This is a genomic window from Streptomyces maremycinicus (genome assembly GCF_001184025.1).
Classification (GTDB): Bacteria; Actinomycetota; Actinomycetes; order Streptomycetales; family Streptomycetaceae; genus Streptomyces; species Streptomyces maremycinicus.
Genome location: NZ_BBYG01000009.1, coordinates 655,874 through 674,905, shown reverse-complemented (window position 1 = coordinate 674,905; position 19,032 = coordinate 655,874). Strand labels below are relative to the sequence as shown.

At 72.1% G+C, this 19,032-nt stretch carries 18 protein-coding genes; 11 read left to right on the top strand and 7 right to left on the bottom strand.

Annotation, left to right across the window (positions count from 1 at the left end):
- Window positions 1-216: 216 nt before the first annotated feature.
- Together AOQ37_RS07460 and AOQ37_RS07455 are read left to right on the top strand one after the other, a co-directional pair.
- The gene (locus AOQ37_RS07460) at window positions 217-1,074 is read left to right on the top strand and encodes a PHP domain-containing protein (RefSeq protein WP_062642386.1); all 858 of its coding nucleotides are present in this window, start codon (window positions 217-219) and stop codon (window positions 1,072-1,074) included.
- Window positions 1,075-1,128: 54 nt separating this feature from the next.
- Window positions 1,129-1,734 (top strand): MarC family protein, encoded by a 606-nt coding sequence (locus AOQ37_RS07455; protein ID WP_062642384.1) that lies wholly within the window; start codon window positions 1,129-1,131, stop codon window positions 1,732-1,734.
- 124 nt (window positions 1,735-1,858) lie between these two features.
- On the opposite strand, the gene AOQ37_RS39660 is transcribed toward AOQ37_RS07455, so the two are convergent.
- Window positions 1,859-2,011 carry a DUF8834 family protein gene (locus AOQ37_RS39660; RefSeq protein WP_007384531.1) on the bottom strand — a complete coding sequence of 51 codons (153 nt, stop codon included), beginning with the start codon at window positions 2,009-2,011 and terminating at the stop codon, window positions 1,859-1,861.
- A 195-nt stretch (window positions 2,012-2,206) separates the two neighbouring features.
- Between AOQ37_RS39660 and AOQ37_RS07450 the strand changes: the two genes are divergently transcribed.
- The gene (locus AOQ37_RS07450) at window positions 2,207-3,103 is read left to right on the top strand and encodes an NYN domain-containing protein (protein ID WP_062642538.1); all 897 of its coding nucleotides are present in this window, start codon (window positions 2,207-2,209) and stop codon (window positions 3,101-3,103) included.
- Between the two features lie 129 nt (window positions 3,104-3,232).
- On the opposite strand, the gene AOQ37_RS07445 is transcribed toward AOQ37_RS07450, so the two are convergent.
- Both AOQ37_RS07445 and AOQ37_RS07440 read right to left on the bottom strand, forming a co-directional pair.
- Complete coding sequence (locus AOQ37_RS07445) at window positions 3,233-4,114, bottom strand: alpha/beta fold hydrolase (RefSeq protein ID WP_062642383.1); 882 nt, start codon at window positions 4,112-4,114, stop codon at window positions 3,233-3,235.
- A 122-nt stretch (window positions 4,115-4,236) separates the two neighbouring features.
- Window positions 4,237-7,089 (bottom strand): DEAD/DEAH box helicase, encoded by a 2,853-nt coding sequence (locus AOQ37_RS07440; RefSeq protein WP_234436829.1) that lies wholly within the window; start codon window positions 7,087-7,089, stop codon window positions 4,237-4,239.
- Window positions 7,090-7,598: 509 nt separating this feature from the next.
- Between AOQ37_RS07440 and AOQ37_RS07435 the strand changes: the two genes are divergently transcribed.
- Window positions 7,599-8,336 (top strand): ferritin-like fold-containing protein, encoded by a 738-nt coding sequence (locus AOQ37_RS07435; protein ID WP_062642379.1) that lies wholly within the window; start codon window positions 7,599-7,601, stop codon window positions 8,334-8,336.
- Between the two features lie 82 nt (window positions 8,337-8,418).
- On the opposite strand, the gene AOQ37_RS07430 is transcribed toward AOQ37_RS07435, so the two are convergent.
- The 4 genes from AOQ37_RS07430 to AOQ37_RS07415 form a co-directional block, all read right to left on the bottom strand.
- On the bottom strand, window positions 8,419-8,688 hold the full coding sequence (locus AOQ37_RS07430; protein ID WP_062642377.1) for a hypothetical protein: 270 nt from the start codon (window positions 8,686-8,688) through the stop codon (window positions 8,419-8,421).
- 258 nt (window positions 8,689-8,946) lie between these two features.
- Complete coding sequence (locus tag AOQ37_RS07425) at window positions 8,947-9,174, bottom strand: DUF3107 domain-containing protein (RefSeq protein ID WP_020130831.1); 228 nt, start codon at window positions 9,172-9,174, stop codon at window positions 8,947-8,949.
- Between the two features lie 146 nt (window positions 9,175-9,320).
- On the bottom strand, window positions 9,321-9,962 hold the full coding sequence (locus tag AOQ37_RS07420; protein WP_020130830.1) for a TetR/AcrR family transcriptional regulator: 642 nt from the start codon (window positions 9,960-9,962) through the stop codon (window positions 9,321-9,323).
- Window positions 9,963-10,142: 180 nt separating this feature from the next.
- Entirely contained in the window at window positions 10,143-10,361 is a 219-nt protein-coding gene (locus tag AOQ37_RS07415; protein WP_062642375.1) for a hypothetical protein, read from the bottom strand.
- Between the two features lie 241 nt (window positions 10,362-10,602).
- Between AOQ37_RS07415 and AOQ37_RS07410 the strand changes: the two genes are divergently transcribed.
- The 7 genes from AOQ37_RS07410 (at window position 10,603) to AOQ37_RS07385 (ending at window position 18,873) form a co-directional block, all read left to right on the top strand.
- A complete protein-coding gene (locus AOQ37_RS07410; protein WP_062642373.1) occupies window positions 10,603-11,580 on the top strand; it encodes an alpha/beta fold hydrolase in 978 nt (325 codons plus the stop codon).
- A 331-nt stretch (window positions 11,581-11,911) separates the two neighbouring features.
- Window positions 11,912-12,988 (top strand): DUF3152 domain-containing protein, encoded by a 1,077-nt coding sequence (locus AOQ37_RS07405; RefSeq protein WP_062642371.1) that lies wholly within the window; start codon window positions 11,912-11,914, stop codon window positions 12,986-12,988.
- A gap of 69 nt (window positions 12,989-13,057) precedes the next feature.
- Window positions 13,058-13,153, top strand: coding sequence for an Ms4533A family Cys-rich leader peptide (locus AOQ37_RS42105; protein WP_323178948.1), 96 nt, complete (start codon window positions 13,058-13,060; stop codon window positions 13,151-13,153).
- 186 nt (window positions 13,154-13,339) lie between these two features.
- Window positions 13,340-15,058: an ABC transporter substrate-binding protein gene (locus AOQ37_RS07400; RefSeq protein WP_062642536.1), complete on the top strand. Its 1,719-nt coding sequence runs from the start codon at window positions 13,340-13,342 to the stop codon at window positions 15,056-15,058.
- A 4-nt stretch (window positions 15,059-15,062) separates the two neighbouring features.
- Window positions 15,063-16,112: an ABC transporter permease gene (locus AOQ37_RS07395; RefSeq protein WP_062642369.1), complete on the top strand. Its 1,050-nt coding sequence runs from the start codon at window positions 15,063-15,065 to the stop codon at window positions 16,110-16,112.
- On the top strand, window positions 16,109-17,116 hold the full coding sequence (locus AOQ37_RS07390) for an ABC transporter permease (protein WP_062642368.1): 1,008 nt from the start codon (window positions 16,109-16,111) through the stop codon (window positions 17,114-17,116). The genes AOQ37_RS07395 and AOQ37_RS07390 overlap by 4 nt, the downstream gene beginning before the upstream one ends.
- The gene (locus tag AOQ37_RS07385; RefSeq protein WP_062642366.1) at window positions 17,113-18,873 is read left to right on the top strand and encodes a dipeptide ABC transporter ATP-binding protein; all 1,761 of its coding nucleotides are present in this window, start codon (window positions 17,113-17,115) and stop codon (window positions 18,871-18,873) included. Before AOQ37_RS07390 ends, AOQ37_RS07385 begins: the two co-directional genes overlap by 4 nt.
- Window positions 18,874-19,032: the final 159 nt, after the last annotated feature.

Below are 19,032 nucleotides of genomic sequence, written 5' to 3'. Positions count from 1 at the left end.
TTGTGGCCGTGGCCGTCCGCCGCGCCGTCGTGGCTGGTCGCGCAGTTCCCCGCGCCCCTGATCGCCTGCGGCGACCGGCGCGCTCCGGTGTCCCTGTGCTCGCCGGCGGAGTTCGATGTAGGGGGTGATCGGGGGTTTCGGGTGTGACAGGAGGGGGTTGATTACCGGTTATGCTGGAGCGTCCCCTTCCGTCCGTCACCGCCTGGAGCTCGCGTCGTGCGCATCGATCTGCACTGCCACTCCACGGCCTCCGACGGCACGGACACCCCGGCCGAGCTGGTCCGCAACGCGGGTGCCGCCGGTCTGGACGTCGTCGCGCTGACCGATCACGACACCACCCGTGGCTATGCCGAGGCCGTCGCCGCGCTGCCGTCGGGGCTCACCCTGGTGACCGGCGCCGAGCTGTCCTGCCGTGTCGACGGCATCAGCATGCACATGCTGGCCTATCTGTTCGACCCCGAGGAGCCCGCCCTGCTCGCCGAGCGTGAGCTGGTGCGCGACGACCGGGTGCCGCGGGCGCGGGCCATGGTCGCCAGGCTCAACGAGCTGGGCGCCCCCGTCACCTGGGAGCAGGTCGCGCGGATCGCGGGCGAGGGGTCCGTCGGGCGGCCGCATGTCGCCACCGCCCTGGTGGAGCTGGGCGTCGTGCCTACCGTGAACGACGCCTTCACCGGGCACTGGCTGGCCGACGGCGGCCGGGCCCACGTCGCGAAGCACGAGACCGATCCCTTCGAGGCGATCCGGCTGGTCAAGGGCGCGGGCGGGGTCACCGTCTTCGCGCACCCGGCAGCGAGCAAGCGCGGTCGTACGGTGCCGGAGTCCGTGATCGCCGAGCTGGCGGCCGCCGGTCTCGACGGCATCGAGGTCGACCACATGGACCACGACGCGGACACGCGGGGGCGGCTGCGCGGGCTCGCCGCCGATCTGGGGCTGCTGGTCACCGGCTCGTCGGACTACCACGGCAGCCGCAAGACCTGCGTGCTCGGCGAGTACACGACCGACCCCGAGGTGTACGGGGAGATCACGCGGCGCGCCACGGGCGCGTTCCCGGTCCCGGGCACCGGCGGAGTCTGAGACTCACCTCGCCGCGACCCGGTCCACCTCTCTCCCCGCAAGGCTTTCGCGCTGATGTTCGACGTCGCCGTCTTCGGCTCCCTCTTCCTCACCCTTTTCGTCATCATGGATCCCCCCGGGATCACCCCGATCTTCCTCGCGCTGACCGCCGGACGCCCCGCCAAGGTGCAGAAGCGGATGGCCTTCCAGGCGGTCTGCGTGGCCGGCGGTGTGATCACCGTCTTCGGACTCCTCGGGCACCAGATCCTCGACTATCTGCATGTCTCCGTCCCCGCGCTGATGATCGCGGGCGGGCTGCTGCTCCTGCTGATCGCGCTCGACCTCCTCACCGGCAAGACCGACGAGCCCCAGCAGACCAAGGACGTCAACGTCGCGCTCGTCCCGCTGGGCATGCCGCTGCTGGCCGGGCCCGGTGCGATCGTCTCCGTCATCCTCGCCGTGCAGAAGGCGGACAGCGCGGCGACGCAGGTGTCGGTCTGGGTGGCCATCCTCGCCATCCATGTCGTGCTGTGGCTGGTGATGCGCTACTCGCTGCTGATCATCCGGGTCATCAAGGACGGCGGGGTGGTCCTGGTGACGCGGCTCGCGGGCATGATGCTCTCCGCGATCGCCGTCCAGCAGATCATCAACGGGGTCACGCAGGTGATCCGGACCGGCTGACCGGGTCCCCTGCGCGTGGAGCCTCCTACACGCGGAGCCTCCTACATGCGGAGCCCTCTACACGCGGAGCCCCCTACGGCATCGCCGTAGGGGGCTCCGAAACTTGTAAGGGACGGGATCCGTGTTATGAGGCCGAGGTGTCGGCCGGACGGATCCACAGCCGCTGCCCGATGGCGGCGGCCTGCTGAACGATCCGGTTGACGGAGGCGGCGTCTACGACGGTGCTGTCCACGGGCGTGCCGTCGACGTCGTCGAGTCGCATGATTTCGAAGCGCATGGCTTCTCCCTTCGTCTGGTCATCCTCCTGAGGAGAACTACTTGGTTACGTAGGGAGTCAACAGGATGCGTGTTACAAACATTCCCTACGCTAAAGAAATTTTTCGAACGACTAATTACTAACCGGTAAGTGTGTTCGCCGGGACTGAATGGGACCGGTTGTGTTCGCAGCGTGACCACCGGAACAATGGACGCGATGAACGACGACCTCCCGGCCCTCGCCGCCCGCCTCGACCGCACGAACGAGCTGCTCACCCGCATGCTCGCCGAGGTGGCCAAGACACCCTCGACCCATGCGATCTTCGTCGACGCGGGGTATCTGTACGCGGCCGCGGGGCGCCTGGTGGCCGGGACCGAGGACCGCCGGGCCTTCGATCTCGACGCCGAGGGCCTGATCGAGGCGCTCATCGACCGCGCCCGCTCGATCTTCGCCGACAGTCGGCTGCTGCGCGTCTACTGGTACGACGGCGCCCGGCGCCGCATCCACACCTCCGAGCAGCAGTCCATCGCCGAACTTCCGGACGTGAAGGTTCGGTTGGGCAATCTGAACGCCAACAACCAGCAGAAGGGCGTCGATTCGCTGATCCGGACCGACCTGGAGTCCCTGGCCCGGCACCGGGCCATCAGTGACGCGGCCCTGCTGGGCGGTGACGAGGATCTGGTCTCGGCGGTGGAGGCCGCGCAGGGGTACGGCGCCCGGGTGCACCTCTGGGGCATCGAGGCGCCGGAGGGCCGCAACCAGGCCGAGCCACTGCTCTGGGAGGTCGACAGCCAGCGCACCCTCGACCTGGACTTCTTCAAGCCCTACGTCTCACGGCGCACCGCCGCGGCCTACGAGGGGCCCGGCGCGAACCGGCCCACCCGTGAGGCCGTCCGCTTCGTCGGCGCGCAGGTGGCGGCCAAGTGGCTGGCGGCGCGGGGCCGGGACGCGCTGGCGGAGCTGCTGCCGGGCCACCCGTACCTCCCCGGCTCCGTCGACCAGGACCTGCTCGTGGAGGCGGAAGGCATCCTCCAGTACTCCCTGCGCGGCCAGGCCGACCTCAGACGCGCCCTGCGGGACGGCTTCTGGGAGCACGTACAGACGCAGTACTGACGGGTGCGGTACTGGCAGATGCAGTACTGACGGACGCCGTAACGAGCCCGGCCGGCGCGGCGGGGGCCGAGGCGGGGGACCGGTGCGGGGGAGCGGTGCGGGGGAGCGGTGCGGCCTGGGGCGCAGGGGCTAGCGCCCGGGGTGGCGGTCCCAGAAGTCGGCGAGGGCGTGGGCCGTCGGCAGCGGCTGGTCCTGGTTCGGCGAGTGCTCGGCGCCCGGCACGACCGTGCGGTGCGCCCGCAGCTGCACGGCCATGTCGTCGAGGAGCGGCAACGGCCAGGTGTCGTCCCGCGCACCCGACAGGACATGGAACGGCAGGCGCACAGCGGCGAGTTCGCCCACCAGGTTCGGCTCCACGCACAACTGGCGCCCGGTCACCAGGAGTTGAGCGGGCTTGTGGTTCAGCCAGCGCAGTCGCAACAGCTCCGGATCGCCGTTGCCGCGGGCCGGGCCGCCGACCTCCTCCGGCGGACCCATCGCCAGGATCGCCTCCCACACCTGCGGCATCGTCATCACCGCGAGCGCGTCGTGCAGCAGCTTCACACGCTGCTTCTGGGAGTCCGAGATCTCGGCCGGGCCCGAGGCGACGAGCGTGAACGACACGAAGGGGGAGTGGTCGAGCAGGACGGCGGCACGGGCGATCTGACCACCCAGGGAGTGCCCCATCAGGTGCACAGGGGTGTCCAGGGCCGCCGCCTGCGCCAGCACGTCCCGCGCCAACTCCTCGCGCGCGTAAGCGGATTCGTCGAAGGCCGGTCCGTCGGACTCGTTCTGCCCCCGCCCGTCCACGGCGAGGGTCCGGTAGCCGCGGGCCGCCAGCGGCTCGTGCATCCGGTGGAAGTCCTCCTTGCTCCCGGTGAAGCCCGGCAGCAGCAGCGCGACACCCCGCTGCTCCACATCGGCGGGCACGGGCGCGTCGACCACGGCGAACTCGCCGCGCGCGGTCCGCAGCGGATACGAGAGCGCGCCGGGAGGCGGCGGGAAGGGGCTGCTGGTGCTGGGCCTGGTCACGCCCCGAGGCTACCGGGAGGGCTCAGCGCGCGCCGCCTGCGGGACCCTTCCGGGAACGCCGACGGCCCGGCCCCTCATGGAAGAGGGTCCGGGCCGTCGGGCCGTCATACCGAGCCGGTCGGTCAGCCGTCCGCGGGCTCCGCGGCGGCCGTCGCCTTGCGGGTGCGGCGCACCCTCGGCTTCGCCTCGGCCGTGTCGGCCGCGGTCTCGACCTGTGCCTCGGCCTCGGCCGGGGCGGTGGCGGCGGTCTTGCGGGTGCGGCGCGGCTTGGTGGCCGCCGCTTCCTGGGTGGCCTGGGCCGGGATGTCGGCCGTGGTGGCCGTCGTCTCGGGCTCGGTGGCCTTGCGGGTGGCGCGGCGGCGGGGCTTGGCCTCGGTCGCCTCGGCCGTGTCGGCGGTGGCTTCGGCCGGGGCCGCGGCCGCCGTCTTGCGGGTACGACGCGGCTTGACCGCCGCCGCGGCGGCCGCGGCGGCCTCCGCGATCGGCTCCGTCGCCGTGCCGGTGGCCTTGCGGGTGCGACGCGGCTTGACCTCCGTGGCCTCGGCCGTGTCGACCGCGACCTCGGCCGGAGCCGCCGCCTTGCGGGTGCGGCGCGGCTTGGCCTCGGGCTCGACGACCGCCGGAGCCTCGACGGCAGCCGGGGCCGAGGTGGCCGTCGCCGCCGTCTTGCGCGTACGGCGCGGCTTGACCTCGGTGGCCTCGGCCGTCTCCGTGACGGCTTCGGCCGCCACGGCCGGGACCGTGGCCTTGCGGGTGCGGCGCACCCTCGGCTTCGCCTCGGCCGTGTCGGCCGCGGTCTCGACCTGTGCCTCGGCCGGGGCGGTGGCGGCGGTCTTGCGGGTGCGGCGCGGCTTGGTGGCCGCCGCTTCCTGGGTGGCCTGGGCCGGGATGTCGGCCGTGGTGGCCGTCGTCTCGGGCTCGGTGGCCTTGCGGGTGGCGCGGCGGCGGGGCTTGGCCTCGGTCGCCTCGGCCGTGTCGGCGGTGGCTTCGGCCGGGGCCGCGGCCGCCGTCTTGCGGGTACGACGCGGCTTGACCACGGTCTCGGCCACCGCGACGGCCTCCGGGGCCGCGACGGTGTCGAGCACGGCGGTCTCGGCCACGGCGGTCTCGACCACGGCTTCGGCCGGAGCCGTCGCCTTGCGGGTGCGGCGACGCGGCTTGGTCTCCGTCGCCTCGGCCGTGACGACGGCGGCTGCGGCCGCGGGGGCCTCGGCGACCGACGGTTCCGCCACGACCGCGACCGGTGCGGCCGCAGCGCTCTGCACGGTCTCGGCGCTCTGCGCGGTCTCGGTGGTCCTGCGGGTACGACGGCGGCGGGGCGCCGGGCTCTCCGGAGCGGTCTCCGGAGCCTGCGGGACGGTGCTCTCCGCGGTCGCCACGGCGGCTTCCGCGGCGGCTTCCGTGGCCTGGGCGACGGGCTCGACGGTCGCCGCGCCGGCCGGCGCGGCCGTCACGACGGCGGCCTCCGGCGCGGACCCGTTACGGGTACGGCGCCGACGGCGCGGCGTACGCGGACCGGCGGTCTCCTCCGTCACGGCCGTCGGCTCGGCCACGGGGGTCTGCTCGGCGGCCGTGGTCCCGGCGGGCGTCGCGTCGAGCGGGGAGCCGTTGCGGGTACGACGACGGCGACGGGGGGTGCGGGCCGAGCGCTCGCGCTCGTCGGCCCCCTCCGCGGTCCGCTCGCCGGAACGGGAGTCGCTCCGGCCGCCGCGCTCACCGCGACCGCCCCGGTCACCGCGGCCACCGCGGTCAGCACGACCACCCCGGTCGCCACGACCGCGTGCTCCGCGGCCGCCCGGCTCGCCGAGGTCCTCGAGCTCCTCCGCGTCGAGCCCGGCGCGGGTGCGCTCCGAGCGCGGCAGGACACCCTTGGTGCCCGCGGGGATGCCGAGTTCCTCGAAGAAGTGCGGCGAGGTGGAGTACGTCTCCGGCGGGTCGCTGAACTCGAGCTCCAGCGCCTTGTTGATGAGCTGCCAGCGCGGGATGTCGTCCCAGTCCACCAGCGTGATCGCGATGCCCTTGGCGCCCGCGCGGCCGGTACGGCCGATGCGGTGCAGGTACGTCTTCTCGTCCTCGGGGGACTGGTAGTTGATGACGTGCGTGACGCCTTCGACGTCGATGCCGCGGGCGGCCACGTCGGTGCAGACGAGGACGTCGACCTTGCCGTTGCGGAAGGCGCGCAGCGCCTGCTCACGGGCGCCCTGGCCGAGGTCGCCGTGGACCGCGCCGGAGGCGAAGCCGCGCTGCTGGAGCTGGTCGGCCAGGTCGGCGGCGGTGCGCTTGGTACGGCAGAACACCATGACCAGGCCGCGGCCCTCGGCCTGGAGGATGCGCGCGACCATCTCGGGCTTGTCCATGTTGTGCGCGCGGTACACGTGCTGCTTGGTGTTCGCGACGGTCCGGCCCGCGTCGTCCGGCGACGTGGCGTTGATGTGCGTCGGCTGCGACATGTAGCGGCGGGCGAGACCGATGACCGCGCCCGGCATGGTCGCCGAGAACAGCATGGTCTGGCGCTTCGCCGGGAGCATGTTGATGATCTTCTCGACGTCGGGCAGGAAGCCCAGGTCGAGCATCTCGTCGGCCTCGTCCAGGACGAGCGACTTGATGTGCTTGAGATCGAGCTTCTTCTGGCCCGCGAGGTCCAGCAGCCGGCCCGGGGTGCCGACGACCACGTCGACGCCCTTCTTGAGGGCCTCGACCTGGGGCTCGTAGGCACGGCCGCCGTAGATGGCGAGGACACGCACGTTACGGACCTTGCCCGCGGTCAGCAGGTCGTTGGTGACCTGCGTGCACAGCTCACGGGTGGGGACGACGATGAGCGCCTGCGGGGCGTCGGTGAGGTCCTCGGGACGGGCGCGGCCGGCCTCGACGTCGGCGGGGACGGTCACGCGCTCGAGGAGCGGGAGTCCGAAGCCGAGCGTCTTGCCGGTGCCGGTCTTGGCCTGCCCGATCACGTCGGTGCCCGTCAGGGCCACGGGGAGCGTGAGCTCCTGGATCGGGAAGGGGGAGGTGATGCCGACGGCCTCAAGGGCCTCGGCGGTCTCGGAAAGGATGCCGAGCTCTCGGAACGTAGTCAGGGTGCTGCCTCTTCTGTGTGCGCGGTGCGAGGCGAGCGCGGGGGTCGTGTCAGGACCGTGCCGGGGGACGACGGCTGCCTCACGGGCCAGCTGTCAGGTCACGGGACCTCTGCCGACGCTCTAGCGTTCGTACCGCTGAGGGGGTCCCCTCCGGGTTCCGTACGGACAGTGCCGTACGGGCGAGGAGGGCTGTCGGGTCGGAGCCGATCGGGCCACCGACCGGGCATCCTCATACGTGCGGCCCGTCGAATATTCGGCAGGCGCATTACCACCATACCCCGGATTCGCGCACACGCGATGGCCGATTCGGTCACGTTGTGGTTGTCACAGTGCCGGGGGTGGTCCCGTACGTCTTCGTGGTCACACTGATTGACCAGGGACTTCCCCCGTGCGACGAGCGGGCTATTGTGCGCTTCATGACGACCTCTGACAAGCCTGAGAACACCGCCACCGGTATCGCAGCCCAGGACTGGGCGACGGCCTCGGCCGACCCGCAGTACCGGGCCGCGGTCGTGGATCTGCTGGGCGCGCTGGCGTACGGCGAGCTGGCGGCGTTCGAGCGGCTCGCGGAGGACGCCAAGCTGGCGCCCACGCTGGAGGACAAGGCGGAGCTGGCGAAGATGGCGTCCGCCGAGTTCCACCACTTCGAGCGGCTGCGCGACCGGCTCACCGAGGTCGGCGAGGAGCCGACCCTGGCGATGGAGCCCTTCGTCGCCGCGCTCGACGGCTTCCACCGGCAGACGGCCCCGTCGGACTGGCTGGAGGGCCTTGTCAAGGCGTACGTCGGCGACTCGATCGCCAGCGACTTCTACCGTGAGGTCGCGGTGCGCCTGGACACCGACAGCCGCGCGCTGGTGCTGGCCGTGCTCGACGACACCGGCCACGCCGGCTTCGCCGTGGACCGGGTGCGTGCCGCGATCGACGCCGACCCGCGCGTGGGCGGACGGCTCGCGCTCTGGGCGCGGCGGCTGATGGGTGAGGCCCTGTCGCAGTCCCAGCGGGTGGTCGCGGACCGCGACGCGCTGTCGACGATGCTCGTGGGCGGTGTCGCGGACGGCTTCGACCTCGCCGAGGTCGGCCGGATGTTCTCCAGGATCACCGAGGCGCACACCAAGCGGATGGCGGCGCTGGGGCTCGCGGCCTAGGACGGACGCGGCCCGGGGCGGGCCCCGGGCCGGGACGGACGCGGCCTAGGGCCGGTCCCCGGGCCGCCGGTCGCCGCCGGGCTCAGGCGGTGGCCGACCGCCGGCGGAGTCGGCCGGCCGGGCGCAGCAACAGCGAGAGGGAGGCGGCGGAGACGATCGCCGCGCCGAGGAGACTCGCCAGGGCGGTCCCGGGGCCCAGCGCGCTGTGGGTGACGAAGTCACCGAACAGGGCTCCGGCGACACCCGTCGCGAAGACGAGCGTGTGGACCGGCAGCCGATGGGAGAAGCGGTGGACCGCCGCCCACGCGAGTACAAGACCGAGCACAGCGGAGCCGAGCGCTTCCAAGATCATGTGGGTCCCTCCCGGACGGTTGGGGCTGTGCATCAAGGTCGTAGCCCGTCATACCCGTGACCTGCGGAATGCAATCCTCCTCTGTGCTCGACTTGTGCTCCGTCTGTGGAGAAGGGGAGGCCCGGGGGCGACACCGGCCGGGAATCCGCCGGCGGGACCGTCCGGCACCGGGAACGTCCGCGGCGGAGAGGAACCGAAGCGGGAACGGAAGTGGGGCCCGGCGACCACTGGTCGCCGGGCCCCACTTCCGTGCTTCGCCTAGAGAGCGCCGAAGCCGACCTTGCGCGGAGCGGGCTCGCCCAGCTCGACGTAGGCCAGGCGGTCGGCCGGGACCAGGACCTTGCGGCCGTGCTGGTCCACGAGGCTGAGCAGCTGCGACTTTCCGGCCAGGGCCTCGGCCACCACGCGCTCGACCTCCTCGGGAGTCTGACCGCTCTCCAGAACGATCTCGCGGGGTGCGTGCAGCACGCCGATCTTGACCTCCACGGCTATGTCCCTCCGACGGTCATGGGGTGCGCGGGCGTCCGCGCCGTACGCTGCACACATTAGCCCGGTGAGGGGACGTTCACGGCGTGGCCGTCCACGCCAGGAGCGAACAGCGGGCGGGAACAAACGGCCGGGCGTCCCCGTGGTCAGTGCTGATCGGTGCCGTGCAGCGGGAATCCGGCGATGCCCCGCCAGGCCAGCGAGGCCAGCAGCTGCACCGCCTGGTCACGCGGCACGCTGCGGTCGCTGTGCAGCCAGGACCGCGCCACGACCTGGGCGAGGCCGCCCAGGCCCGAGGCGAGCAGCATCGACTCCGCGCGCGAGAGGCCGGTGTCCTCCGCGATGACCTCGCAGATCGCCTCGGCGCACTCGGTGGTCACCTTGTCGACGCGCTCGCGCACCGCCGGCTCGTTCGTCAGGTCCGACTCGAAGACCAGACGGAAGGCGCCGCCGTCGTCCTCGACGTACGCGAAGTACGCGTCCATCGTCGCGCGGACCCGCTGCTTGTTGTCGGTCGTCGAGGCGAGCGCGCCGCGCACGGCCTGGATGAGCGACTCGCAGTGCTGGTCCAGCAGGGCCAGGTAGAGGTCGAGCTTGCCGGGGAAGTGCTGGTAGAGCACGGGCTTGCTGACTCCGGCCCGCTCGGCGATGTCGTCCATGGCGGCGGAGTGGTATCCCTGCGCCACAAAGACTTCCTGGGCGGCGCCCAGCAGCTGGTTCCGACGGGCACGGCGCGGCAGGCGGGTGCCTCGCGGGCGCGCCGCCTCTGTCTGCTCGATGGCTGTCACGCCGCCTCCCAAAGTGGTCCTCGTGCGGTGAGCGCCGCGCCGCCATCGTACTTTTCGGTAACCGTGGTGTGCGCGGTGCGAGCGCAGAATTTCACGGACTGGACGACGACAAATGCGGTGCAAACCGTTTCGGATCGGGATGTTACGGGCATACTCCGGCCCGCTCCAGCTCGGAGCATGTCAGCGATAGTCGTCCTCGTCGAGGGAGACGACGCGGGCCTGTTCGGCGAGGTCGGCTTCGTCGGCCCGGGCGGGATCCGCGTCCTCCAGGGAGTCGTCACGCTCCGGTACGACGTCCGTGTACTGCTCGGCGGCGTCGTTCTCCGGCGCCTCGACGTCGATCTCCCCGAAGTCGTCGTCCTCTTCGAATGTCTCCGGGTCGGTGGGGTCAACGGCCATGGTGGGCTCCCTTCCTACGAACGTCCCTGCGAGTTGCAGGGGCCACAAGCGGGTGCCCTCGCTACGAGCCTAGGAGACACCCGTTTCGGACGCCATGCGATCGCCGTGCGGAGTGCCCCCGATCCGGGCCGGTACGACTCCTGCGCGGTGCGGGCCGGGTGCCCCTCCCGCGCGCGGGTGACCCGCGCGTGTGACGGCGAACACATGAGAGCGTGCGTGATCGTCTCGTAACATTGCCCGCATGTCTTCGACCGAGCTGCCCTCCGTGCCGCCCACCAGTGTGCTGCCGAAGGCGATCGCCGTGCGGGTCGCCGAGGGCGAGCGGCTCCGGTCGGTCGGGCTGCCGGGCGTCACGCTCACGGTCCGGTCCCGTCCTCCCGCGCGGGAGGGACTGGAGCCCGCGCTGTTCGTGCACGGCCTGGGCGGCTCCTCGCAGAACTGGTCCGCGCTGATGGCGCTGCTCGACGGGGTCGTGGCGAGCGAGGCGGTGGATCTGCCGGGCTTCGGCGACTCCCCGCCGCCGGACGACGGCAACTACTCCATCACGGCACACGCGCGTGCCGTGATCCGCTATCTCGACGCCGTCGACCGCGGACCCGTGCACCTCTTCGGCAACTCGCTGGGCGGCGCGGTGTCCACGCGTGTCGCCGCGGTCCGCCCCGACCTCGTGCGGACGCTGACGCTGGTGTCGCCCGCGCTGCCCGAACTGCGGGTGCAGCGGACGGCGGTGCCCACGGGCCTGGTCGGACTGCCCGGCGTGGCCGCGCTCTTCACCAGGTTCACCCGTGAGTGGACCGCCGAGCAGCGCGTGCGCGGCGTCACGGCGCTCTGTTACGGCGATCCCGGGCGGGTCAGCCCGGACGCGTTCCGGCACGCGGTGGAGGAGCTGGAGCGGCGCCTTCAGCTGCCGTACTTCTGGGACGCGATGACGCGTTCCACGCGCGGTCTGCTCAGCGCGTACGTGCTGGGCGGCCAACACGGGCTGTGGCGTCAGGCCGAGCGGGTCCTCGCCCCCACCCTCCTGGTCTACGGTGGTCGCGACCAGCTCGTCGGTTTCCGCATGGCGCAGCGGGCCGCGCGCGCTTTCCGCGACTCCCGCCTGCTCACGCTGCCCGACGCCGGTCACGTGGCGATGATGGAGTATCCCGAGACGGTGGCGACGGCGTTCCGGGAACTGCTCGCCGACACCGCCACCGCGACCGATACCTCGGGAGGCTGAGACCTACGTGGGACGCCACAGCCGGCGCGGACCCGCGCCCAGGAGTGCCGCCGCGGGCGGTTCCAAGGGCGCGGCGCAGGGGGCGTCCGCGCAGCCGCCTCCGCAGGGCGATCCGCGCGGTGCCCGCGTCCCGGTGCCACCCCCCGGATACGACGGGACCCCCTCGCACGGAGTACCGCGCTTCCCTTTTCCTGAAGGCACCCCTGCCCATGGATTTCCGCAGGTGGCGAGGGGCGGGCACCCCGAGCAGCGGGAGAGCGGGGGCGGCTGGGGTGACTTGAGAGGACGATCAGCGGGTACCGGGCAGCCCGTGATACCGCGTCAGAGACCCATGCCCCAGAACGGCCCGCACCAGGGTCCACGTCCGGGTTCCCGTCAAGGCCCGCGTCAGGACTACCTCGACGCCTTCGGCGAGGACGACGAGGACGTCTTCACGCGCGCGAGGACGCCGTTCGCCGCCGCGCGCGTGCAGGATCCCGCCGCCGCCGGGGACCGGGACACCGTCTCCTGTGCCACCGCCCCGGCCGGTGTCGACCGCGGTGACGACGAGCCGCCCACCGGCGTGCCCGCGACCACCCAGGGGGTCAAGGGGCGGGCGTTCGCCGGTATCGCGGCCGCCGCCGTCACCACGGTGCTGGCCGTCGTGGTCGCCGGGCAGGTCACCAGCGGCCGGGACGGCGACTCCACCCCGTCGCGGGCCGCCTCGGGGCAGACCCGTGAGGCCGTCGACGACACCGCGCGCGGGGACGACCGGCCGAGCCCTTCGGTGTCCGCCGGCGCGCCGGGCGCCCCCGGCGGCACGGTCACGCTCACGTACGCGCAGCGGATGGGCACGAAGTACGCGCTCAGTCCGCGGCTCGAGGGCTCGGGGAAGTTCGACGCCGTCGCGGGCATCGCCAAGGCCCCCGGCGAGGGGCAGAAGTTCACCTACCGCGTGGACGTGGAACAGGGCCTCGGGCTGGACGGCGAACTCTTCGCGCAGGCCGTGCAGCAGACGCTCAACGACGACCGCAGCTGGGCCCACAACGGCGCCCGCACCTTCGAGCGGATCCAGTCGGGCACGGCCGACTTCGTCATCACCCTCGCCAGCCCGGGGACCACCGCCGAGTGGTGCGCCAAGTCCGGACTGGACACCACACAGGACAACGTCTCCTGCGACTCGGCTTCCACCGAGCGCGTGATGATCAACGCCTACCGGTGGGCCCAGGGGTCGGCGACCTTCGGCGACAAGATGTACGCCTACCGGCAGATGCTGATCAACCACGAGGTCGGCCACCGCCTCGGCTACAGCCATGTCACCTGCGACAAGGACGGCGAACTGGCGCCCGTCATGCAGCAGCAGACGAAGTTCCTCGACCACGACGGCATCCACTGCCTGCCCAACGCCTGGCCCTATCCCGGCAGTTGAGCCGCATGGTGGACAGGTGTCTCACGGGGCGCGTTGACATGCCCTCGAAGATCCTCCATATTGCTGCGTATGTGGTCTAGTCATCCCGTCGACAGCAGCGCCGCCATCGAGCTGGCGCTCTTCGGCGTGACCGCGCTCTGCGTGGCCGACATCCACTGTCGCTGACGCCGCCCCCAGGCGCGCGCGTCGCGAATTCTTCTCATCTCCCGCCGTGATGTGGTCACGGCATGTCGACGACCGGCGCCGGGGTGGACGTCTGTTCACTTTCGTCTCACTCCTCGTCCATACGTCTCGTATATCGAGATGCCCCACAGGGGCGGCGAGACCGCCAACCGAGAGGTCGTCATTCCGATGCGTCAACCGTCCCTCATAGCGCGCCGCGTCGCCGCGGCATCCGTCAGCCTGGTGGTGGCCGCGGGTGCCGCCGCCTGCGGGCCTGAGGACAACGATGCCAAGGCCTCCGGCAGCGACTCCGCCCCGCACCAGGGCGGGACGCTCACCGTCCTGAACCGCAACCCGCAGCAGGACTTCGACCCGGCCCGCCTCTACACCTCCGGCGGCGGCAAGGTCCCCACCCTGGTGTTCAGAACCCTCACCACGCGCAACCGCGAGAACGGCGCCCCCGGCACCGACGTCGTCCCCGACCTCGCCACCGACACCGGGCGCCCCAACAAGGACGCCACCGAATGGACGTACACCCTCAAGGAGGGCCTGAAGTACGAGGACGGGACCGCGATCACCTCGGCCGACATCAAGTACGGCATCGAGCGGTCCTTCGCGCCCGAACTCTCCGGCGGCGCGCCCTACCTGCGGGACTGGCTGGTCGGCGCGGCCGACTACCAGGGGCCGTACAAGGACCCCAAGGGCCTCGCCGCCATCGAGACGCCGGACAGCCGCACGATCGTCTTCCATCTGAACAAGCCCGAGGGCGAGTTCCCGTACCTGGCCACCCAGACGCAGTTCGCGCCCGTCCCCAAGGCCAAGGACACCGGTACGAAGTACGAGGAGCACCCGGTCTCGTCCGGCCCCTACAAGGTCGTCAAGAACGAGAACGACGGTGAGCGGCTCACCCTGGAGCGCAACACCTACTGGTCGGCGAAGACGGACGCCGAGCGCAAGGCGTACCCCGACAAGATCGACGTACGGTCCGGGCTCGACTCCTCGGTGATCAACCAGCGGCTGTCCGCGTCCCAGGGGGCGGACGCCACCGCCATCACCACGGACACCAACCTCGGCCCCGCCGAACTCGCCAAGGTCAGCGGGGACAAGGCACTCGCCGCGCGGGTCGGCACCGGCCACTTCGGCTACACGAACTACATCGCGTTCAACCCGAACGTGAAGCCGTTCGACGACATCAGGGTGCGACAGGCGATCTCGTACGCCGTCGACCGCTCGTCGGTCGTCAACGCGGCCGGCGGCTCGTCGCTCGCCGAGGCCGCCACCACCTACCTGCCGAACCAGAAGTCCTTCGGCTACGAGCCCTACGACCTGTTCCCGGCGGGCAAGACCGGCGACGCGGCGAAGGCCAGGGAACTGCTGAAGCAGGCCGGCCACCCGAACGGGCTGACCGTCACCCTCACCCACTCCAACAGCCAGGACTTCGAGACCAGCCCGGAGATCGCGACCGCGATCCAGGACGCGCTCAAGAAGGCCGGCATCACCGTCAAGCTCCAGGGCCTGGAGGACAACGACTACTCCGACACGATCCACGACGTGAAGACCGAGCCCGGCTTCTTCCTGGCCCACTGGGGCGCCGACTGGCCCTCCGGCGGTCCGTTCCTCGCCCCGATCTTCGACGGCCGCCAGATCGTCAAGGACGGCGCGAACTTCAACACGGGCTTCCTGAACGACAAGTCGGTCAATGCCGAGATTGACGCGATCAACAAGTTGACCGACCTCGACGCCGCCGCGAAGCGGTGGGGCGCACTGGACAAGAAGATCGGCGCCCAGGCGCTGACCGTGCCGCTGTTCCACCCCGTCTACAAGCGGCTCTACGGCAAGGACATCCGCAACATCGTCATCAGCGACTGGGACGGCGTCCTGGATCCGTCGCAGGTCGCGGTGAAGTAGCACCGTGAGCGAGGCAGTCACCGAGGCGGCCGCCGAGGCCGCCCTCGCCTCCCGGGCCCCCGGGACGGACCCCGCGTCCGTCCCGGGGGCCTCGGGGGCCCGTCAGTTCTGGCGGCGGCTGCGAGCGCAGCGCGCCGCCCTCGTCGCGGCGGTCGTCGTCGCGCTGCTCCTCCTGGTCGCGCTCGCCGCGCCGCTGCTCACCGCCATCGAGGGCCAGGACCCGACCACCTACCACCCCTCCCTCATCGACTCCGCGCGCGGAGGCGTGCCCGTCGGCCCGCTCGGCGGCATCGACGGCGACCACTGGCTCGGCGTCGAACCGCAGACCGGACGCGACCTGTTCGCCCGTCTCGTGCACGGCGCCCGGGTGTCCCTGGGCGTCGCGCTGGCCGCGACCGTGATCCAGGTCGCCCTCGGTGTCACCCTGGGCATCGCCGCCGCGCTCGGCACCCGATGGGTTGATCAACTGTTGAGCCGGATCACCGACATCTTCGTCGCCCTGCCATTGATGATCATGTCGTTGGCGCTGCTCGCGATCGTCCCGGCGAACTTCCCCCGGCCCGTCCTGGTCACCCTGGTCATCGGCCTGCTCTCCTGGGGCAACATCGCGAAGGTGGTACGCGCCCAGACGCTCACCCTCAAGGGGCTCGACTACGTCTCGGCGGCCCGGCTCAGCGGCTGGGGCACCCGGCGCATCGCCCGCCGGGAACTGCTGCCCGGGCTCGCGGCCCCCGTCATCACCTACGCGGCGCTGCTCGTGCCGCAGAACATCACCGTCGAGGCCGCGCTGTCCTTCCTCGGGGTCGGCGTGAAGCCGCCGACGCCGTCCTGGGGACAGATGCTCACCGCCGCCGACGTCTGGTACCAGGCCGCCCCCCAGTACCTGCTGCTGCCCGCCGGCGCCCTCTTCGTCACCGTCCTCGCGCTGACCGTCCTCGGCGACGGCGTGCGCACCGCGCTCGACCCGCGCGCGGCCTCCCGGCTGCGGGTGGGAACGGGCCGCCGGCGCGAACACCGGGCCGACACGGCCGCCGAGAAGGAGACGTCCTCATGAGCGGCTTCGGCGGCCTCCCCGGCTTCGTGCTGCGCCGGGGCATCGGCACGGTCCTCACCCTGTTCGCCATCTCGGTGATCGTCTACGTCGTCTTCTACGTCACGCCCGGCGACGTCGCCCAGATCACCTGCGGTCCGCGCTGCTCCCCGGCGCAGGTGCACCAGGTCGCCGAGCAACTGCGCCTCGACGAACCCCTCCACGTGCGGTACTGGCACTTCATCGAGGGCCTCGTCGTGGGCCAGGACTACTCGACCGGCACCTCCGTGGAGCACTGCCGGGCGCCCTGCCTGGGGCTGTCGTACCAGAGCGATCAGCAGGTCACCGGACTGATCCTGGCCAAGCTGCCGGTGAGTCTGTCGCTCGTCTTCGGCGCGATGGTGTTGTGGCTGATCCTCGGCATCGGCACCGGCGTCCTCTCGGCCTGGCGGCGCGGACGGCTCACCGAGCGCCTCCTGACCGCCCTCACCCTGGCCGGCACGGCCACCCCCGTGTTCGTGATCGGCCTCATCCTGATGATCGTCGTCTGCGGCGAACTCCAGCTGCTGCCCTTCCCGCAGTACGTGAACCTCACCGACGACCCCGAGCAGTGGGCGTGGAACCTGCTGCTGCCCTGGCTCTCCCTCGCCCTCATCGAGGCCGCCTCGTTCGCCCGGCTGACCCGGTCGTCGATGCTGGAGACCCTCGCCGAGGACCACATCCGCACCTTCCGCGCGTACGGCGTCGGCGAACGGTCGATCATCGGGCGGCACGCGCTGCGCGGGGCGTTCGCGCCGGTCATCGCGCTGAACGCGAACAACTTCGGTTCCGCTGTCGGCGGCGCGGTGCTCACCGAGACCCTCTTCGGCCTCCCCGGCATCGGACAGGAACTGGTGCACGCGGTCAACGTCGTGGACCTGCCGGTGGTCGTCGGGATGGTCCTGGTCATCGGTTTCTTCGTGGTCCTCGCCAACGCCGTCGCGGACGTCCTGTACGCGGTGGCCGACCGACGGGTGGTGCTCTCATGAGCCTGGTCGACGTCACCGACCTGACGGTCGAGTTCGGCGCACTGCGCGCCGTGGACGGCCTCTCCTTCCGCCTGGAGGAGGGCGCCGCGCTCGGCCTCGTCGGCGAGTCCGGCTCCGGCAAGTCCACGGTCGCCTCGGCCCTCCTGGGGCTGCACCGGGGGACGGGGGCCACCGTCGGCGGCTCGGTGCGGGTCGCCGGGACCGACGTCGGGACCGCCTCCGACGAGGAACTGCGGCGGCTGCGCGGCGGCCGGGCGGCGATGGTCTTCCAGGACCCGCTGTCCTCCCTCGACCCGTACTACGCCATCGGCGACCAGATCGCCGAGGTGTACCGGGTGCACACGCGCGTGTCACGCCGTGCGGCACGCGCGCGTGCGGTGCGGGTGCTGGAGCGGGTGGGGATACCCGACCCGGTGCGGCGCTCCCGGTCGCGGCCGCACGAGTTCAGCGGCGGTATGCGCCAGCGCGCCCTCATCGCCATGGCACTGGCCTGCGAGCCCGACCTGCTGATCGCCGACGAGCCGACGACCGCGCTCGACGTGACCGTCCAGGCCCAGATCCTCGACCTGCTGCACACCCTGCGGGAGGAGACCGGCATGGGGCTGCTGCTGGTCACGCACGACGTGGGCGTGGCGGCGGAGAGCGTCGACGAGGTGCTGGTCATGCGGCACGGCCGGCTCGTCGAGCACGGGCCGGTGGGAGCCGTGCTGGCGGCTCCGGCGCAGCCGTACACCCGCGAGCTGCTCGGAGCCGTGCCCCGGGTGGAGGCCCGCCGAACGGCGGGGGAGCAGCCGTCGGAGAAGTCCGGCGGGCCGCTTCCTGACGCCCGCCGACCCGACGCGGACGGGCCGCGGGCGGACAGCGTGCGGGCGGACGGGCCGCGGGCGGACGGGCGGCGCGCGGTCGCCGGGCCGTCGGACGAGGTCGTACTGGAGGCGCACGGGCTGCGCCGCGAGTTCGGGCGCGGCAAGCGGGCCCTCGCGGCCGTGGACGGCGTGTCGCTGACCGTCCGCCGGGGCGAGACCCTCGGCGTCGTCGGCGAGAGCGGCAGCGGCAAGACGACGCTCGGCCGGATGCTGGTCGGACTGCTGGAGCCGACGGCCGGCGAGGTCCGGTACGAGGGCCGGGTGTCGTCGGGGGTGAACCCGGCCGTGCAGATGGTCTTCCAGGATCCCGTCTCCTCCCTCAACCCCCGCCGCAGCGTCGGCGAGTCCATCGCCGACCCGCTCCGCGCCCGCGCGCGAGGCGGGCGGGGCGCGCGAGGCGGGCGGGCGAGGGACGAGACGGCCGTCCGGGCGCGGGTGACGGAACTGCTGGAGCGCGTGGGACTCGAAGCGGCGCACTACGACCGCTACCCGCACGAGTTCAGCGGCGGTCAGCGCCAGCGCGTCGGCATCGCGCGGGCGCTCGCGGCCGACCCGAGCGTCATCGTGTGCGACGAGCCGGTCTCCGCGCTCGACGTGACCACCCAGGCCCAGGTCGTCGCGCTGCTCGGCGAGCTCCAACGCGAACTCGGCCTCGCGCTGGTCTTCGTCGCGCATGACCTCGCCGTGGTACGCCAGGTCAGCGACCGGGTCGCGGTGATGCGGCGCGGCCGTGTCGTCGAGGAGGGGCCCGCCGACGAGGTGTACGAGTCGCCGCGTGACCCGTACACCCGGCAACTCCTGGCCGCCGTACCGGCACTCGACCCGGCGGTCGCCGCCCGACGACGCGCCGAGCGACGACGCGCCGAGCGACGGGAGCCGGCCCTGACCTGAGACCCGTACCCGTACCCGCAGGACCAGCACGACCCGTAGGGCCCTTACGGCCCCTCTGCGCCCCGTACGACCCGTGTGATGTGACGTTCAGCGGTCGGATGATCTCCTAGCGCGACCGAACGCGACCCGCACGGGAAAGTTACGACCGTTCACCCCTTT